This is a genomic window from uncultured Azohydromonas sp. (assembly GCF_937926365.1).
Classification (GTDB): Bacteria; Pseudomonadota; Gammaproteobacteria; order Burkholderiales; family Burkholderiaceae_C; genus Azohydromonas.
In genome coordinates this window covers 23398-39778 of record NZ_CALAOH010000249.1, presented here as the reverse complement: position 1 = coordinate 39778, position 16381 = coordinate 23398, and the positions used below count along the sequence as shown (strand labels likewise).

The window sequence follows — 16381 nt, the reverse complement described above, 5'->3', positions numbered from 1 at the left end:
AATCCTGGCGTCCGTGGCCGAGTTCTGTCAGCGAACTTCCGACTCGTACCACTAGAACAATTACGCGACTTGACTTCGAGTCGCACCATCGACCACGAGGCCAATAACCGCGAGGTCATCCAGTTCTTCGTGCGCCACTGGCGTGACACCAAGCACGGCGGCTACCGGCTCAAGGACGAGCGCGACATCTACGAGCTCTGTGCCAACCAGGCCGCGCGGCGCAAGCGGGCGTGCATCCTGGCGCAGATCCCGGGCGACGTGACGGAAATGACGATGGAGCAGGCCAGCGCCACGCTGCGCGCCAAGGCCGACACGTCCCCTGAGGGCATCAGGCGACTGCTGGACACCTTCGCCGGCGAGTTCGGCGTGACCAAGGAGCAGATCGAGCGCCGCATCCAGCGCCGCATCGAGTCGATCCAGCCGGCGCAGGTGGTGGGTTTGAAGCGCATCTACGTGAGCCTGCGCGACGAGATGAGCACGCCGTCGGACTGGTTCGAGCCGGTGGAAGCGGCGCCGGCAGCCAACGATGCACAAGGCGAGGGCGATGCCGGCGCTGCTGCTCACGCGCCAACCGCCGCCGACAAGGCCAAGGCGATGCTTCGCGAGCGCGCGAGGCCGCCAGCGGCACCAGCGCCGGCACCTGCGGCCGAAGGCGACGGGCAAGAGGCTGCAGTGACGCCGGCACCGGCCAGCCCCCCGGCGCCCGAGCGGCCGATGGCGCCGCCGCCGCAGGTCCGCTGCGGCTTCGACGCCGATGCCTTTGCGCAGCAGATGCAGCACGCGGCCGACAAAGGCGACGCCCAAACGCTCGACGCCCTGGGCGAGCAGCTGCGCGACGTGCTGGACGAGGATTTGCGCGCCACGCTCACCGACATGCACGAGCGGCTGCGTGCGGGCCTGGACCAACCGCCGCGCCAGCAGCAGCCCGCGGCTCCCGTGCCGCAGCCACGCCGCCGCGCCGTGCCCTGATACGGCCGGGCGCCGGGTTCAAGAGGCTTTCCAGGGCGATCAACAGCGGGGTGGGGCGCATCTCCTCCCCCTACTTCCCATCCCGCGCAGCCTTCAGGCTGCCGCCCTTTTCCGTCTCATTCGTCAGGAGGCGCACATGTCCGCCCGTCCGATTGCCAGTGGCCAGCGAGGGTCACGGCTCAAGCCTTGCCTCGCCCCTGGCCGGCAACATGCCAGCAAAGGCGCTCGGGAATCATGGCCACCAGCACCACGACGATTTCCAGGGCGACGCAGCGGGCCGGGTAACTACTCCTTTTCCCCAAGCCGCTTTTCCCGTCCCGCGCAGCTCAACCGCTGCCGCCCTCTTTCCTTTGACCGCGCCAGGCGGATACCGCCACGGCGTGCAGGCTGCCAGCGTCGTGCCGCTCTGCAACGTGTGGGCCCGGTCGCGTCCGGCTGAACGCAGCGGTCACGATCCCGCGGCGGGCGGTCACGGCACCGGAATGCTCAGGTGTTGCCGGCTTCGAGCTGGGGCCTGCGCAAGACATATGGGCGCATGCCGGTTGCCCGAGAGCGAGCCAGGAATGGTGTCGGCGTCACCGCCCGAGGGTTCCAGCACCGGCCGCGCCGGCGGTGAACCGTGTTCACCCAGCAGCAGAGGTAGGCCCGTGAAGCGGCTGTTTCCCGCCAACGAAGCGCTCAACGCCCGGCATGCCGCTGCCCTGAAGATCATTGCAGCGGACATGGGCTGCCCCGTGGATGCGGTCTACATCGGCAACGGGGTGAGCGGCCTCGCGGTGTTCCACGAGGACCGGCAGGGCAGCGAAGGCACCCGCTGCGCCTGCACACTCGGCAGCCCGTATTGGCAGCAGTGCCAGGCGAAGGCGGCCGTCGCGGCGCTGCTGGCAAGGCTGGCATCGACCCGGACCGGAGAACCGCGTGAGCAAGCTCGTCCAGACCAGCAAGTTCTTGAGCTTCGTGCTGCGCCACCAGCCCGAAGCCATTGGCCTGACGCTGGATGCCGAGGGCTGGGGCAGCGTGGACGAGCTCACCGCCAGCGCGGCCCGGCAGGGGCGGCAGCTCTCGCGCGAGCTCATCGAGCAGGTCGTTGCCGCCAACGACAAGAAGCGCTTCGAGCTTTCGGCCAACGGCCAGCGCATCCGTGCGGTCCAGGGCCACTCGACGCACGTCGTTCAGCGCCACTTCGAGCCCAGGCAGCCGCCCGACGTACTGTTCCATGGCACGGCTTCGCGTTTCGTCGCCGCGATCAGCCGGGAAGGCCTCAGGCCCGGCTCACGGCACTATGTTCACCTCTCGACCGATGAGGCGACCGCCCGCACCGTTGGCCTGCGCTACGGGCTGCCGGTGGTACTCGTCGTGGACGCCGCGCGCATGCACGCGCAGGGCTTTGTCTTCCACCAGGCCGAGAACGGGGTGTGGCTCACGGCCAGGGTCCCGCCGGCGTTCCTGCGCCGCAGCAGGTGAAGCTGCGGCATCCAGCACATGCCGAGGCCGAAGGCCGGCTGCGCGCGATAGAGGAGGGCGCCCGGCTGGAGACCCTGGTGAGAATCAGGAACCTCATGCCCGCTTTCGAATTGACCCCGGCCGACCTGGACCTCACGCCGACGCCGAAACGCCGGGGCCGGCCACGCAAGGTGGCGCAAGGCCAAGCACAGCACCCGCAGGGACACTGGGTCCTGACGTTGAAGCAGGCCAGTTCATGCTTGCTCCACTTGCTCTGCTTGCTTGTCGCTACACTGTGGTCATGGCCGCCAGATCTGTCCCAGCCCCGAGCAGCCTTGCCGGCGTATCTCCAGCACTGCCGATGGAGGCGCTGCAGCGCAAGCTCGTGAGCATGCGCAAGGAGCTTGCGCAAGCCAGGGCATTGCTGCGGGCGGTCGAGACCGACGTCGACGAGGTCGAGAGGGCATTGGCCGAGGCCGCCAGCGTCCAGGCCCAGGCGGCCGATCCCGGCAGGACTGCGCCAGCCACGGCTGCTGCGCCCTCCGGCCCGGACACCGGCGCTGGCGGGCTGCACGGTGCACGCGCTCGCGGTGAAAACCTGCTGCAGCAGTGGGTGCGCGATGGCACCTTGATACCCAGTGCCGGGCTGGGCAGCAGCTGGGGCGTCAGCCGCCAGGCGCTGGACCAGGCCGTCGAGCGTGGCGACCTCTTCTCAATGAAGATCGCCAGCCGGCGTTACTACCTGGCGCAGCTGTGCGACATCACGCGCGAGCAGGCTGCCGAGGTCTGCCGCGCGCTGGACAAGCTCTCACCCAGCGAGAAGCTCACGTTCTGGCTGCGCGAGCACGGTGGCCTGCAGGGCAGATCGGCCGTGGCCGCGATCCATGACGGCCAGCTCGCCCGCGTGGTGCAGCTGGCACATGCCTGGGCCGACGAGCGGAGGGATTCAGGCAGCGACCCGGCAGGCGATGCGCGTACCTGAACCCGGCACCTTCGAGCACCTGCTGCAGCCTGTCGAAGTTCCCGTCCAGCGGCTGGAGCGCCTGTCGCGGCGCCCGGCTACCGAGCCGTGGTGGGGCAGGGCCGCCAGCGGCCGCTTCGATGACCCGCTGCAGTCGTTCGGTGTCTGCTTGCGCGGCCGACCAGGTTGCGACGGCCTTTGCCGAGACGGTGATCCACGAGTCGTCGGCCTGGCACCGAGGTTCATGGGTGGTGGCCGAGGCCGACCTGACGAGCCGGTGGGTGGTGTCGTTTCAGCGGCCCGCGCGTCCACAATTGCTGCTCGCCGATCTCACCGGCACGGCGCTCAAGGCGCTGGGCCTGAACAACGACCTCAGCGGCGGCGGCTACACGCACTCCCAGCAGTGGGCGCGCGCCATCCACGAAGCGGACCGGCGCTGGGATGGCATCCGCTACGTTTCTCGCCAGAACAACACCGCTTTCTGCTACGCCGTCTTCGAGCGCTCCGGGATGACAAAGGATGGCGCGGCAAAGCTGGAAGGGAAGCTGCTGGAGCAGTTGTGCGATGACTTCCGGGTGATCTCGATCTGACCGGCCCGCATGCAACTGGCCACATGGGTGAACGACTGGACCTGTCGCGCTCTGGGTTCAGGCCTGGACAGCAGCCAAGCAGACCACGTTGCGGATGGCGGGCACACGGCGGGAAAAATCGGCACCAGGGCGTTATGTCAAATCTTGGAAACGCGGCCCAGTCCTGTTTCAGCGTCAGGAAGAGGGCTGTGTCGTGTTGACCGAAACCTCGTGCAGGCGTTTGGCCTGCGCTTTGGCCTGTGCCAGCAGCGTGTCCCAGTCGTCCGGTGGATTGCCGCCTTTGAGCATGCGCTGAAATACCCGGTAGGCATCGTCGCTGCTTTCGTACGCCCGCTTGGTGCCTTCGTCGTTTACCCAAGCCAACACCAGCACCTTGGCTGCCGTGTCGTAGCGAAAGAACAGGCGGTATTGCTGGAAGAACTTGGCCCGGAACCAATGCTTGTAAGTGTCTCCCAGCGTGGCGCCTTGGCGATATTCCGGCCGGCTCGGGTCCTGTGGGATCACGTTGAATGCAAGTTTGGCGATGGCTGCCAGCCGCTTGGTGGCGTTCTTCTGTCGATAGCCGGTCGGGTCTTTTTGCCGGAGCTCGGCGACCTTGTTGACCAAATCTTCAACTTGATCCAGGAACAGCGGGTGAGCGTAGACCGTCCAGCCGTTGACGACCAGTGGACTGGTTTCACTCATCAGCCGCAGACAACGGTGCGTCGAGATCAACGTCGAGGTCGCCCACGAGCGCATGAATGCGCTGCGCAAGCTCCGGCCCCACGGCTTGCAGCCGTTGCGGGTTGCTGGCCATGTCGCGCGCCAGCATCGCCAGGAACGGGGCAAGCGCCGGGTCTTCGGCTTCGTCCGCCGGGGCCGCGCGCGAGAGCACCACCTCGCCGTTGTCGCGCACCACGTAGTGCAGCCGGTCGCGCTTGCGCAGCTTCAGAACCCGGCGTACTGGCTCCGGTACCGTGGTTTGGTAGCGATCCGTCAGCGACGAGTCCGCTTCGAGCGTCACGGGCATTTGTCTGTACTCCTGGAGTCGGTTGATGCCTACATGGTAATGCAAGTACATTGCGTGTGCCGCCCGCACTTTTTCTCCTTTGTCGAACAGTGGCGCGCTTTTCCGCGCTGGACGTGCCAGGTGAAGGCCGAAGACGCTGCTGCTGCGGGCATGCATGGCGCTTTCGCTGCAAGGCCAGCCTATGGATGCCGACCCGACAATGACAGGCCCAGCCACTGCAATTCCCGGCCCTCCATCCCATGCGTCTTCTCCAGTACAAGGATCTCGACCTGCGCCGCGTGCGAGCGGCCTTTGACAAGGTGCGCGCGGCCATCGAAGCCGGCGACTTCCGCTCGGCGGACGTGAAGAAGCTGCATGCGGGGCCGTACTACCGGGCGCGGCTGGACCATGCCAACCGGCTGCTGCTGCAGTTCGCGCGCATCGAGGGCCAGACGGTGTGCCTGGCACTGGAGGTGATCCTCAACCACGCTTATGACCACTCGCGCTTCCTGCGCGGGGCGGTGGTGGACGAGGCCAAGATCGAGCACGAGCCGCCGGCGCAGGCCGCGGCGGTGCCCGAGGCGGAGCTCGCGCCGCTGCGCTGGCTGCATCCGCAGCGTTCGCAGTTCGAGCTGCTGGACAAGCCCGTCGTGTTCGACGATGCGCAGGACGCGCTGTCGCGGCTGGCGCTGCCGCTGGTGGTGGTCGGCTCCGCGGGCTCGGGCAAGACGGCGCTGACCATTTCCCGGCTGCGCGAGCTCCCCGGGCGGGTGCTGTACGTCACGCTCTCGCCGTACCTGGCGCAGGGGGCGCTGGCGCTCTACGGGGCGCACGGGTTCGAGAACCCGGCGCAGGAGGCGCAGTTCGTGAGCTTTCGCGAGTTGCTGGAGACCCTGCACGTGCCGCCGGGACGCGAAGTGGACCTGCGGTCCTTTCGCGGCTGGTGCGAGCGCCACCGCCAGGCCGTGCGCGCCCTGGGCGAGATCGACGCCCACGCGCTGTTCGAGGAGTTCCGCGGCGTCATCGGCGCCCAGCCCGGCGGGCCGCTGGCGCTGGCGGACTACCTGGCGTTGGGCCCGCGCCAGAGCCTGCTGCCGCCCTCGGCGCGCGAGGCGGCGCACGCGCTGTTCCAGCGCTACCGCCAGTGGCTGGCCGAGGCCGGGCTCTTCGACGCCAACCTCGTGGCGCACGAGTGGCGCGCGCGGGCGGCCCCCGAGTACGACTTCGTGGTCGTGGACGAGGTGCAGGACTTCACCCCGGTGCAGCTGGCGCTGGTGCTGGCCACGCTCAAGACGCCGGGGCAGTTCCTGCTGTGCGGCGACAGCAACCAGATCGTGCACCCGAATTTCTTCTCCTGGGCCGCGGTGAAGACGATGTTCTGGCACGGCTTGGCCGGCGCGGCGGCGCAGCGCCAGCAGCTGCACGTGCTGCAGGCCAACTTCCGCAACACCCGCCGCGTCACGGAGCTGGCCAACCGGCTGCTCAAGGTCAAGCAGTCGCGCTTCGGCTCGGTGGACCGCGAGAGCAACTTCCTCGTGCACAGCACCTCGGGCGAGGAGGGCGAGGTCTCGCTGGTGCCGGCCCGGGACGCGGCGCTCAAGGCGCTGGATGCGGCCACCCGGGCCTCCGCGCAGCACGCGGTGATCGTGCTGCGCGACGAGGACAAGGCCGCGGCGCGGGCGCATTTCCGCACCCCGCTGCTGTTCTCGGTACACGAGGCCAAGGGCCTGGAGTACCCGCATGTGCTGCTGTTCAACCTCGTTTCGGGCCAGCGCGCCGCCTATGCCGAGGTGTGCGAAGGCGTCACCGAGGCCGACGTGCAACGCGAGACGCTGGAGTACGCCCGCGCGCGGGACAAGTCCGACCGCTCGCTGGAGGTGTTCAAGTTCTACGTCAACGCGCTGTACGTGGCGATGACGCGCGCGGTGCGCTCGCTCACGCTGGTGGAGGCCGACACGGGCCACGCGCTGCTGCAGCTGTTGGGGCTGCGCCCCGGCGAGGCCAGCGTGCAAGCCGCCCGCGCCTCCAGCAAGGACGAGTGGGCGCAGGAGGCGCGCAAGCTGGAGCTCCAGGGCAAGGCCGAGCAGGCGCAGGCCATTCGCGACACCTTCCTGCAGCACCGCCCCGTGCCCTGGACGCCATGGGATCAGGCGCACATCGAGCAGCTCGCGCCCAAGGCCTTCGATGCCGCCAGCCCGAGCACCAAGCCCCGGCAGGCGATCCTGGACTACGCGCTGTGGCATGGGCAGCAGCGCTGGATCGAGCAGCTCGCGGCGGTAGGCTTTTCCGCGGCGCGCAACCTGGTCGTGGACGGCGAGTTCCTGGGGGCGGGCTGGCAGGACACGCGCGACATCCGCGTGCCGTCATGGGCCCAGGGCGAGCTGCTGGTGCGCCGCACGGTGGCGGCGCTGCGCCAGCGCCACCTGCAGCCCTATGCCGCCAGGAATTTCAAGGAGGTGCTGCGCTTGGCCGACGTGCACGGCGTGGACCACCGCACGCCCGTGGGTGCCACGGCGCTGATGCTGGCTGCGCGCGCCGGCAACGCGCCCCTGGTGCGAGCGCTGCTGGACAAGGGCGCGGATGCCGCCGTGCAGGACGAGTTCGGCCACACGGCGTGGCTGTTCGCAGTCAGCCGCGCGCTGGAGGAGCCGGAGTTCGCCCGCGCCGGGCTGCCGGCGCTGTTCGATCTGCTCGCGCCTGCGGCCATGGACGTGCAGGTCGATGGCCGCCTGGTGCGCATCGAGCACCACCAGGGCGAATACTGGCTGCTCACGTTGATGCTGGCGGGTTTGAAGACGCAGTGGTCGCGCTGCGTACACCGGCCGCTGGAGCCCTGGAAGTACCAGGAAGGCTTCTTTGCGGAGCAACTGCAGGGCGTGCTTGAAGCGCTGCCGCCGCACCTGTGGAGCGACAGGCGACGCAAGCGCAGCTACGTGAACCATGTGCTGGCCCGCGGCGAGGTGGACAGCGACTACCGGCCGGCGCGCCGGCTCTGGCGCCGTGCGCGCCAGGGCCGCTACCTGCCCAACCCCGCGCTGCTGCTGCGCCGCGGCGAAGGCTGGCAGCCGGTGTACGAGGCACTGAACCTGGCCTGGATCGACCGCGGCTGTGGCGGCGACACGCCCTACCAAGTGCGACCCGCGCGGCTGCTGGGCCAGTTGGGCTGGACGGCCGCGGCGCTGGCGCCGGACAGCGGCTCATAGCCCTTCCACGCCAGGCGCCGATCCTGCATGCCCAGTGCGGCCGATCGGCGAGCGTGCGGCTGCGGCAAAGCAGCCGCAGCTGCCGCAACTCCTTGTCGTGTCTTGCGGGCCGGCCACGGCTTGGGTGAACAGCTGAATCGGCGTCAAAAAACGCCCCTTGGATTAGTTCGATTATCTGCAGCAAAAATGGCTCCGACGCATGCCGAAAACTGCGTCATGGAGCCGTGCGGTGTCAAACGACATCAGAAACCACGGGCGCGAAGGCCCTTGAAGATGCCAAGGCTGCGGGAATCGAACTGCGCGCGGTCAAGCTGCCCGAGACCACGAAGTTGCATCGGCCTTACTCCAGGCGGGCACCCGTAGCCTGGACCACCGGCTCCCACTTCTTCATCTCGTCGCGGATGTAAGCGTTGTATTCATCCGGGGTCGTGGCCAGGGGTTCCTGGCCGATGCTGCGGATGCGCTCAGCGACCTCGGGCAGCTTCATCACCGCGGCGAAGTCGTCGCGGATGCGGCTCACCAGTGCCGGCGGGGTGCCACCGCGCGCCACAAGGCCGAAGACGCCTGAGAAGTCATAACCCGGCACAACGCCGGAGAACCCTGGCGCGCCGGGCGTCAACTCGGCCGGGGTGGCACCGAGCGTGCCGATCAGTTTGAGCCTGCCGCTCTTGACATGCTCCAGGGTGCTTTGCAGCACCGGGTCCACCATCAACTGGGCATGCCCGCCGATCAGGTCGTTGATGGCTTGCGAACTGCCCTTGTAGGGCACGTACTGCATCTTCACGCCCGTCTTCATCTCCAGCAGCGCCATGCCGAGGTAGGTTTGCGTGGTTGCCGAGGCGTAAGCCACCTTGCCCGGATTGCGCCTGGCCAGCGCGATCAGTTCGGCCGGCGTGTTCGCAGGGAACGACGGATGCGCGTACAACGCCATGTGGAAGCGGGTGAGCGCCATGACACCGGTCAAGTCCTTGAGCGTGTCGTAGGGCAGCTTGTTGGTCAGCAGCGGATTGATGACGTGTGAACCGGTCACGATGCCCAGCACGTGGCCATCGGGCTTCGATTTGGCCACCACGTCGGTGCCAAGGGCGGTGTTCGCGCCCGGCCGGTTTTCCACCACGACCGGCTGTTTCCAGCGCTCGGCCAGCTTGTCGCCCATCAGGCGGGCGAGCGCGTCGGTGGCGCCGCCTGGCGGAAACGGCACGATCAGGCGCACCGGTTTGTCAGGAAAGCTCTGGGCCCATGCAGGCGCCGCGGCGGCAAAGCTGGTCGCGGCGATGGCCACGGCAAGCAGGCGTTGGATCAGGTTCACGCAATGTCTCCTGAACGTTATGAAATCCGGGCGTCACTCGAACCGGATGTGGTTGTCCCGCACGATCCGGGTGAAGCCGTCGTGCTGCTCCTTGAAGAACGCGGCGAACTCGGGCACCCCCATGCCGAAGCCCTCGAAGCCCTGCGCCGCGAGCTGCTCCTTCACGTCGCTGCGCTTGAACACGGCCTGCAGTTCGCTGTTGAGCTTCGCAACGATTTCCGGCGGCATGCCGGCAGGGCCGAAAATGCCCGCCCAGGCCCGGATGGTGAGCTCACCCAGGCCCAACTCGGCCGCGGTGGGCACCTCGGGCAGCAGCGGGCTGCGTTGCGGCTGCAACGTGAGCAGCGCCTTCGCGCGGCCGTCCTTCACGAAGGCCGGGGCCGAGGTGCCGGTCGTCCAGATCATGTGGATATGGCCGCCGACCAGGTCCGTCAACGCGGGCACGTCACCCTTGTAGCGCACGTACACGGCTTTGCGCGGGCCGAGCAGCTGGATCATGGCCAGCTGCGCCGCACCGTTGCTGAAGGCGGCGTTGTACCGGTCGGGATGCGCGGCCACCTCGTCCAGCAGCGCCTTGACGTGGTCGGCTTTCAGCGCGGGGCTGGTGACGAGGAACATCGAGAACTGTCCCGCCGAGCTGATGGGCGTGAAGGCCTTGAACGGGTCGTATGGCGGCTTGGCGCGTGTCGAGGGCACCTGGACCAAGGCCGTGTTCGTGCCCCACAGCAGGGTGTGGCCATCGGGCGCGGCGCGTTGCACGTCCTGCGCGGCCAGGATGCCGTCGGCGCCGGGCTTGTTCTCCACGATCACCTGCTGGCCCAGCTGCCGGCCCAGTGCCTGTGCGATCACGCGCGCAATGCTGTCGGCCGCGCCGCCGGGCGCGAAGCCCACCACCAGGCGCACGGGGCGACCCGCCGTGCCCTGGCCCCACGCGCTGGCAGCCAAGGCGCTGGCCGGGAGCGCAAGAACGGTTCGACGATTCAACATGGGCCTCACTCCACAAAGGTGGTCAACACAAGGCGAGTCCTCGCCTGCCCGCGCAGGCGGGCAGGGCGTGCTTTCGTTCGTGACGGGCTCGGGGCCGCGGGTGCTACTTCGTGTCGCGCACCAGCACCGCGCCCTGGGACAGCGGCCCGACGTTGCGGCGGTAGATCTGCAGCCAGCCGCGGTCGAACACCGGCGTGGGCGGCTGCCATTGCACGCGGCGCTGTGCCAGCTCGTCGTCGCTCAGGTCCACATCGACCCGGCGCGTGTCAAGGTCGATCGTGATCGTGTCACCGTCGCGCACCAGCGCCAGCGGCCCGCCCAGGGCGGCCTCGGGCGCGACCTCGGCCACGACGAGGCCCTTGCAGACCAGGCCCGAAAGGTGGCCGTCGGTGAGCATCGCGACCTGGTCGCCCAAGCCCTTGCCGTCGATGCCGAACACGACGCGCGATGCGCCGCCGCCCATCGCGGGGCCGCCGCAAGCGCCCGCGCCGCGCATGACGATCACGTGCCCGGGGCGCACGCGGCCGTCGTTCATCGCCGCCAGTGCCTCGTCGGAGGTGGAGAAGCAGATCGCCGGGCCGCTGAAGCGGCGCACCTTGCGCTCGACGATGCCGGGTTTGCTCAGCGCCGCCTCGGGCGCGAGGTTGCCCCGCAGCAGCACGACCGCGGGGCGCGGCGCGACCGGCCGCGAAGCCGGGCGAATGACCTCCTCGTCCCGCACCTGGAAGACGGCGAGGTTGTCGGCCACCGTTGCGCCCGAAACCGTCAACGCGGTGGTGTCGATCAGCGCGCCAAGCTGCTTCATGACGCCGCGGCAGCCGCCGGCGTCCTCGAACTCCTCAATGAAGCGATCGCCGATCGGGCGGATACCGGCAACGACCGGCGTCTCGGGCCCGAAGCGCTCGAACATCGCATAGACGTCGATGCCGGTGCCCGCCTCGGTGGCCACCGCCTGCAGGTGCTTGACCGCGTTGAGCGAGCCGCCGATGGCCAGCACCGCCTTCACCGCGTTGGCGAACGCAGCCCCGGTCAGGATGTCGCGCGGTTTGAGGTCGTCCCACACCATCTGCACGATGCGCGCGCCGGCCGCCTTGGCGTCCTCGAACATCTTGTCGGACAGGGCGCGCACCGGCGCGCTGCCGGGCAGGGCCAGGCCCAGCGCCTCGCAAGCGACGTGCATCGTGTTGGCCGTGCCCAGGCCCGAGCACACGCCGGGGGAGCGGATGGCGCAGCGGCTCATCTCCACCACCTCCTCGGCCGGCTTGTTGGCCGTGACCACGTGCATGGAGTGGATGAACACCTCCTCGATGTCCACGTGCGCGCCCTTGTACTCGCCGCTGGCCTGGTAGCCGCAGGGCACCAGGATGGTCGGCACGTTCAGGCGCGCCGCGGCCATCAGTTGCCCCGGCACCGTCTTGTCGCACGAGGTCAGGCACACCATGCCGTCGAGCTGCGCGCCCTCCACCGCGACTTCGATGTCGTTGGTGACGAGGTCGCGCGCGGCGAGCATGTAGGCGCCCCGCGCGCCCGCGCCGGTGACGAAGTCGCTCGGTGCCGCGGTGCGGATCTCGAAAGGCACGCCACCGGCGGCGCGGATCGCCTCCTTCACCACCTTGGCGACCTGGTCCAGGTGGCTGTAGCAGGCTGCGAGCTCAGAGCTGGAGTTGACGACCGCGATCTTGGGCTTCTCGCAATCCGCCTCGGGAATGCCCATCGCCTGCCACTGCGCATTGCGCACGGCCCACAGGTAGGAGCCGCGCGGGAAGTTGCTGCGCAGCTTGCGCTTGGGGGTCTGGTCACTCATCGGTGGATCGCCTCGTCACTTCGACGATGCCGCGCTCGGCATCGACACGTACCCAGTCGCCGGTGCGGATCACTTGCAGCGGGTCCTGGTCGAAACCGGTCAGCGCCGGTGCGCGCGTCACCACGGCGCCGAGCGCGATCTTGGTCGTCATCTCGTTGAACAGCATGGCCGCCGGCGCGGTGCCCATCAGCCGCGTCATGTGGAACTGGTTGGACCAGCCCGACGAGCCCTTGGCGCCCGGAAACACCAGCACCTTGCCGGCGAAGCTCACGCCGCGCAGCGGGTGGCGCGTCTCGATGACGCTGCCCGTGCGCGGGTCTATGCCGCCCCAGCCCGAGATGCGCTCGGTAGTGAGCAGCGCCTCGCCCTCGGCGATGCCGCCGACCACCTTGTGCCCATGCAGCACGATGGTGGTAGTTGCCGTCGTCGTGTTCATGCGAGCCTCCCGTTCCAGCGGCCGGTACAGGCCGCGTCGATGCAATCGGCGGTGGTGCCGAACCAGGCCTGCACGCCCATGATCGCGGGCAGGTAGTGCGCGTGCTTGGCCGAGTCGAGCGCGGCCACCTTGGTGCCTTGCGGCATGGCGCGGCTCATGGCCGAGCAGGTGTCGCTCATCAGGTGCCCGCCCGCGTCCTCGATGATCTTGGTGTAGCCGTTCTGGTCGGCCAGGGCCTTGATGGCACGCGGGGTAAAGATCCACAGGCTGCTGTTCTCGTGCACCTTGCGGCCCTGCAGCAGCTGGCACGCTTCCCAGATCTGCTCGATGCTGTAGTGGGGGCAGCCCAGCATCACGTAGTCCACCTCGCGGTCCCGCGCCGTGCTGTTGAGCTTGTCCCAGGTCGCGCGCCGCTCGGCCTCGCCGAAGCGCAGCCGCTGCACGGGCCGGTTGCCGCCGAAGGCTTCCTCCACCGTCGGCGCCTCGGGCGTGACCCCGACCAGGTGGTACATCTCCACGCCGCCGGAAGAGGAGGCCGCGGCGCCGAAATGCTTGAGCCGCTGCAGGTTGGGCGCCTTCAGGAACCGGCCGCCGCGCGCCACCACCACCGGCACGCGCTCCTGCACCAGCTCGCCCATCCAGTAGCCCAGCAGGCCCCACTCGAAGGTGGATTCGAGGTCGATGTCGAGCTCAACCAGGTGCGTGCCCCGCCGGTTCTCGTCGAGGTGGTAGCCCCAATAGGGAATCTTGCCCGTGAGCATGGCCGCGCCGGTGCTCTCGCGGCCCTCGGTGTTGGTGCGCCCGCCCAGCACCGAGTTGCAGTACACGACCGCTGACGACTCCATCCAGGCGCAATGCTCGCCGCGCGTGGGCACGTTGCCCACCTGGTACGGCGTGCAGGTGTTGCCCAGCTGCACGCCGCGTCCGGCGGTGAAGGCCTCGCCCTTGCGGTAGAACTGCACCACCTCCTCGGCGATGCCCATGCGCTGCGCCTCGTTCGGGTCGAAGCCCAGCTGCAGGTGGGTGCTGTACACCTTGACCGGCGGCACCTCGACCACGGTGTCGCTGTCGAGGTTGAATTCGGAGAACACCGCGTCCATACCGCCCTTCTGCAGTGCGAAGTCGCGCATGAAGGGCGTGCTGGCGCTGACGGTGCCGCACACGTTGCGGGTGTCCACCAGCCGCTCGGCGCCCAGCGCCTCGCCGTAGCGGACCAGCAGGTCCATCGCCTTGCTCACGGCCGCGCCGTCGCGGCCGTCGAGCATTGCCTTTTCGTCGTCGTTGAGTCGCATGGAATGGTCAGGATCGTGGTGGCGGCACGCTGCCGCCGATGTCGGCCGCCAGCACCCGTGCCAGCTCGATCAGCCCGGGCGCGACGCTGTCGCGCAGGACCGGCTCCGTGAACACGAATGCGGGGCCGCCGCAGTTGAGCGCCATCACCTCGCCGTTGGGCCCGATCAGCGGCACCGACACCGAGTTGATCTCGCGATGGAATTCGCCCGCCGAGCTGCAGTAGCCCAGCCGCGCGGCCTCGTCGAGCGCGCGGCGCAGCCCGCCTTCCAGGGAGGGCCAATCGCTGCCGCGCGCCAGCCGCAGCGACTCGATCAGCGCCTCGCGCTCGGGCGCCGGCAGCGCGTACAGGTAGGCGCGGCCGAGCGCGGAGTTGGCCATGGGTGCGCGCGAACCCACGTCCAGGCGCGCGGTGAGCATGGTCGAGCGCGGCCGGCAGGCCTCGATCAGCACCATGTCCAGCCCATCGGGCACGGCCAGGTAGACCGCGCCGCCCACGGCCTCGGCCAGGGCCTGCATGCGCGGGCGCGCCACCGCGCGCACGTCCAGTCCGGAGAGGAACACGCGCGCCAGCGACACCACGCCCGGGCCCAGCATGAAGCGCTCACCGCCGGGCTCCTGGGTCATGAAGCCCAGGGTGACCAGCGTGGTCGCCAGCCGCGTGACGGTCGGGCGCGGGATGCCGGTGAGGCGCGCCAGCTCGGTGGGCGTGAGCTGGCGATGCTGCTCATCGAAGCAGCGCAGCACGGCGATGCCGCGCTCCAGCGCGCTGACGGTGTCGGGACGCTGGGCCTGTTGGTTGTTGTTTTGCGGTTCGTCTTGTTCAGCCATGGTGAATGTCCGCGGCCGCACCCTTGCGGCCTCACCTGGCACTGTAGGACTGCGCATGGCGGCAGCGCTTCGGCGCCTTTAGGCCACCGCGGCAGTGGCGTCCGCGGTGCGCAGGAAGACGCCCTGCTTGATCAACGCCCGCTGCAGCGAGGCGATGTCCACGGCGCGCGGCTGCACGCCCTGGGCCACGGCCAGCGCGGCGGCCGCGCCGGCGGCCTGGCCGGTGATCCAGCACTGGGGAATCTCGCGCATGAAGCCATGCGAGTTCTTGTCGCACGAGATGTGGCGGCCACAAGCCAGCAGGCCATCGGCCCGCTCCGGCACCAGCGCGCCATAAGGAATGGAGATGTTGGGGAACTTGGGCGACACCGCTGGCGTCACGCCCACCTCGTCAGGCAGCGCGATGCCATCGGGCCACTGCGTGCGCCGCACGGCCCCGACGCCGCGCAGCCGTCGTGCATGGCGCACGCCGATCTGCGGCGCACTCTGCAGCAAGTACGCGTTCTCGAAGCCCGGCGCGTGCGCGCGGAAGTACTCCAGGTGCGCCGCCATCGCCCGGTGCGACCTCACCTCGACCTCGGTCAGGTCGTCCACGTCCAGTGCCGAGTACCCCGACTGGCGCGGCCCCATGAACAGCGCGATGTCGTTGCGCCATGAAACGAAGGGACGCTCGAACAGGCCCAGCGCGTCACGCCCGCCCTGCATGAACGCCGCGTGCCGCTCGGGCTCGCCGGTCTTGAAGTCGATCCAGCGCTTCATGTCCACGCCGCCGAACAGCCACGAGGTGTTCATGCAGTGGTGAACGTCGGCTTCCTCGATGTCGTTCTCGTAGGCGGCGCCGGCGCGGGCAAACATGTCGCCGTCGCCCGTGGCATCGACCACCACCTTCGCCAGGATCGCCATGCGGCCCTCCTTGCTCTCGAAGGCCACGCCCTTGACCGCGCCGTCCTCGACGATCGGCTCCGCCGCCCAGGAGTGGTAGACCAGCTGGACCTTGCGCTCCAGCACGATGTCCTGGCTCAGCAGCTTCAGCCGCTCGGGGTCGATGGTGGGCGACCAGGTCACGACACCGTGGTAGGCCGCGGTGCGGTTGCTCCAGTACGCGGCCTTGGCCGGGTCGCGCGAGCCCCATTCGGCACGCGACGGTCCGGCCACCGCATCGGCGGGCAGCCGGTCGAACAGTTCCTCGGCGAAGCCGCGGATGACCAGGTCGCCGGACCAGTCGGTCATGCGGTCGATCCAGATCACGAGGCCGCCGGTGGAGAGGCCGCCCAGGTGGTTGTAGCGCTCCAACAGCACCACGTCGGCGCCTTCCTTGGCGGCCGCGGCCGCGGCCGCCGTGCCCGACGGGCCGCCACCGACCACCAGCACGTCGCAGCGCCGGTACACCTTGACGTCGCGGGCGGCCTCGCGCCAGGTGCCCAGATCGGGCCGCTGGCGGCGCGTCTCGCGTTCAAAGATGTCCGACTGCAGGATCCGCTCGTCCGTGCGGGTGATGGTCTTCATGGGGTCAGTGCTCCTGTGCGTTACTGAAATTTTGGACATTCGGACCAAAAAAATCAAAGTTCTC

14 protein-coding genes are annotated in these 16381 nt (G+C 69.0%); 5 read left to right on the top strand and 9 right to left on the bottom strand.

Going from position 1 to position 16381, the window contains the following annotated elements:
* The first annotated feature begins 69 nt into the window (after positions 1–69).
* The 4 genes from Q0741_RS27425 (at position 70) to Q0741_RS27410 (ending at position 3963) form a co-directional block, all read left to right on the top strand.
* Positions 70–969, top strand: a complete 900-nt coding sequence (locus Q0741_RS27425) for a hypothetical protein (RefSeq protein ID WP_298236366.1) — start codon at positions 70–72, stop codon at positions 967–969.
* Between the two features lie 918 nt (positions 970–1887).
* Complete coding sequence (locus Q0741_RS27420; protein ID WP_298236365.1) at positions 1888–2433, top strand: RNA 2'-phosphotransferase; 546 nt, start codon at positions 1888–1890, stop codon at positions 2431–2433.
* Between the two features lie 340 nt (positions 2434–2773).
* Positions 2774–3394, top strand: a complete 621-nt coding sequence (locus tag Q0741_RS27415) for a hypothetical protein (RefSeq protein WP_298236364.1) — start codon at positions 2774–2776, stop codon at positions 3392–3394.
* Between the two features lie 140 nt (positions 3395–3534).
* Positions 3535–3963 (top strand): RES family NAD+ phosphorylase, encoded by a 429-nt coding sequence (locus tag Q0741_RS27410; protein ID WP_298236363.1) that lies wholly within the window; start codon positions 3535–3537, stop codon positions 3961–3963.
* 174 nt (positions 3964–4137) lie between these two features.
* Here the strand turns inward: Q0741_RS27410 and Q0741_RS27405 are convergent, their stop codons facing one another.
* Together Q0741_RS27405 and Q0741_RS27400 are read right to left on the bottom strand one after the other, a co-directional pair.
* Positions 4138–4647 (bottom strand): type II toxin-antitoxin system YhaV family toxin, encoded by a 510-nt coding sequence (locus Q0741_RS27405; RefSeq protein WP_298236362.1) that lies wholly within the window; start codon positions 4645–4647, stop codon positions 4138–4140.
* A complete protein-coding gene (locus Q0741_RS27400) occupies positions 4640–4972 on the bottom strand; it encodes a type II toxin-antitoxin system PrlF family antitoxin (protein WP_298236361.1) in 333 nt (110 codons plus the stop codon). The genes Q0741_RS27405 and Q0741_RS27400 overlap by 8 nt, the downstream gene beginning before the upstream one ends.
* 239 nt (positions 4973–5211) lie before the next feature.
* On the opposite strand from Q0741_RS27400, the gene Q0741_RS27395 reads away from it, so the two are divergent.
* Positions 5212–8154 (top strand): ankyrin repeat domain-containing protein, encoded by a 2943-nt coding sequence (locus Q0741_RS27395; RefSeq protein ID WP_298236360.1) that lies wholly within the window; start codon positions 5212–5214, stop codon positions 8152–8154.
* Between the two features lie 340 nt (positions 8155–8494).
* On the opposite strand, the gene Q0741_RS27390 is transcribed toward Q0741_RS27395, so the two are convergent.
* From Q0741_RS27390 to Q0741_RS27360, 7 genes are all read right to left on the bottom strand, one after another.
* Positions 8495–9463, bottom strand: a complete 969-nt coding sequence (locus Q0741_RS27390; protein ID WP_298236359.1) for a tripartite tricarboxylate transporter substrate binding protein — start codon at positions 9461–9463, stop codon at positions 8495–8497.
* Positions 9464–9496: 33 nt separating this feature from the next.
* Positions 9497–10450: a tripartite tricarboxylate transporter substrate binding protein gene (locus Q0741_RS27385; RefSeq protein WP_298236358.1), complete on the bottom strand. Its 954-nt coding sequence runs from the start codon at positions 10448–10450 to the stop codon at positions 9497–9499.
* A 103-nt stretch (positions 10451–10553) separates the two neighbouring features.
* Complete coding sequence (locus Q0741_RS27380) at positions 10554–12254, bottom strand: dihydroxy-acid dehydratase (protein ID WP_298236357.1); 1701 nt, start codon at positions 12252–12254, stop codon at positions 10554–10556.
* Positions 12247–12690, bottom strand: a complete 444-nt coding sequence (locus Q0741_RS27375; RefSeq protein WP_298236356.1) for a DUF126 domain-containing protein — start codon at positions 12688–12690, stop codon at positions 12247–12249. Before Q0741_RS27375 ends, Q0741_RS27380 begins: the two co-directional genes overlap by 8 nt.
* On the bottom strand, positions 12687–13982 hold the full coding sequence (locus tag Q0741_RS27370; protein ID WP_298236355.1) for an aconitase X catalytic domain-containing protein: 1296 nt from the start codon (positions 13980–13982) through the stop codon (positions 12687–12689). The genes Q0741_RS27375 and Q0741_RS27370 overlap by 4 nt, the downstream gene beginning before the upstream one ends.
* A gap of 7 nt (positions 13983–13989) precedes the next feature.
* Positions 13990–14811: an IclR family transcriptional regulator gene (locus Q0741_RS27365; protein WP_298236354.1), complete on the bottom strand. Its 822-nt coding sequence runs from the start codon at positions 14809–14811 to the stop codon at positions 13990–13992.
* Positions 14812–14889: 78 nt separating this feature from the next.
* On the bottom strand, positions 14890–16317 hold the full coding sequence (locus Q0741_RS27360) for an FAD-dependent oxidoreductase (RefSeq protein WP_298236353.1): 1428 nt from the start codon (positions 16315–16317) through the stop codon (positions 14890–14892).
* Positions 16318–16381: the final 64 nt, after the last annotated feature.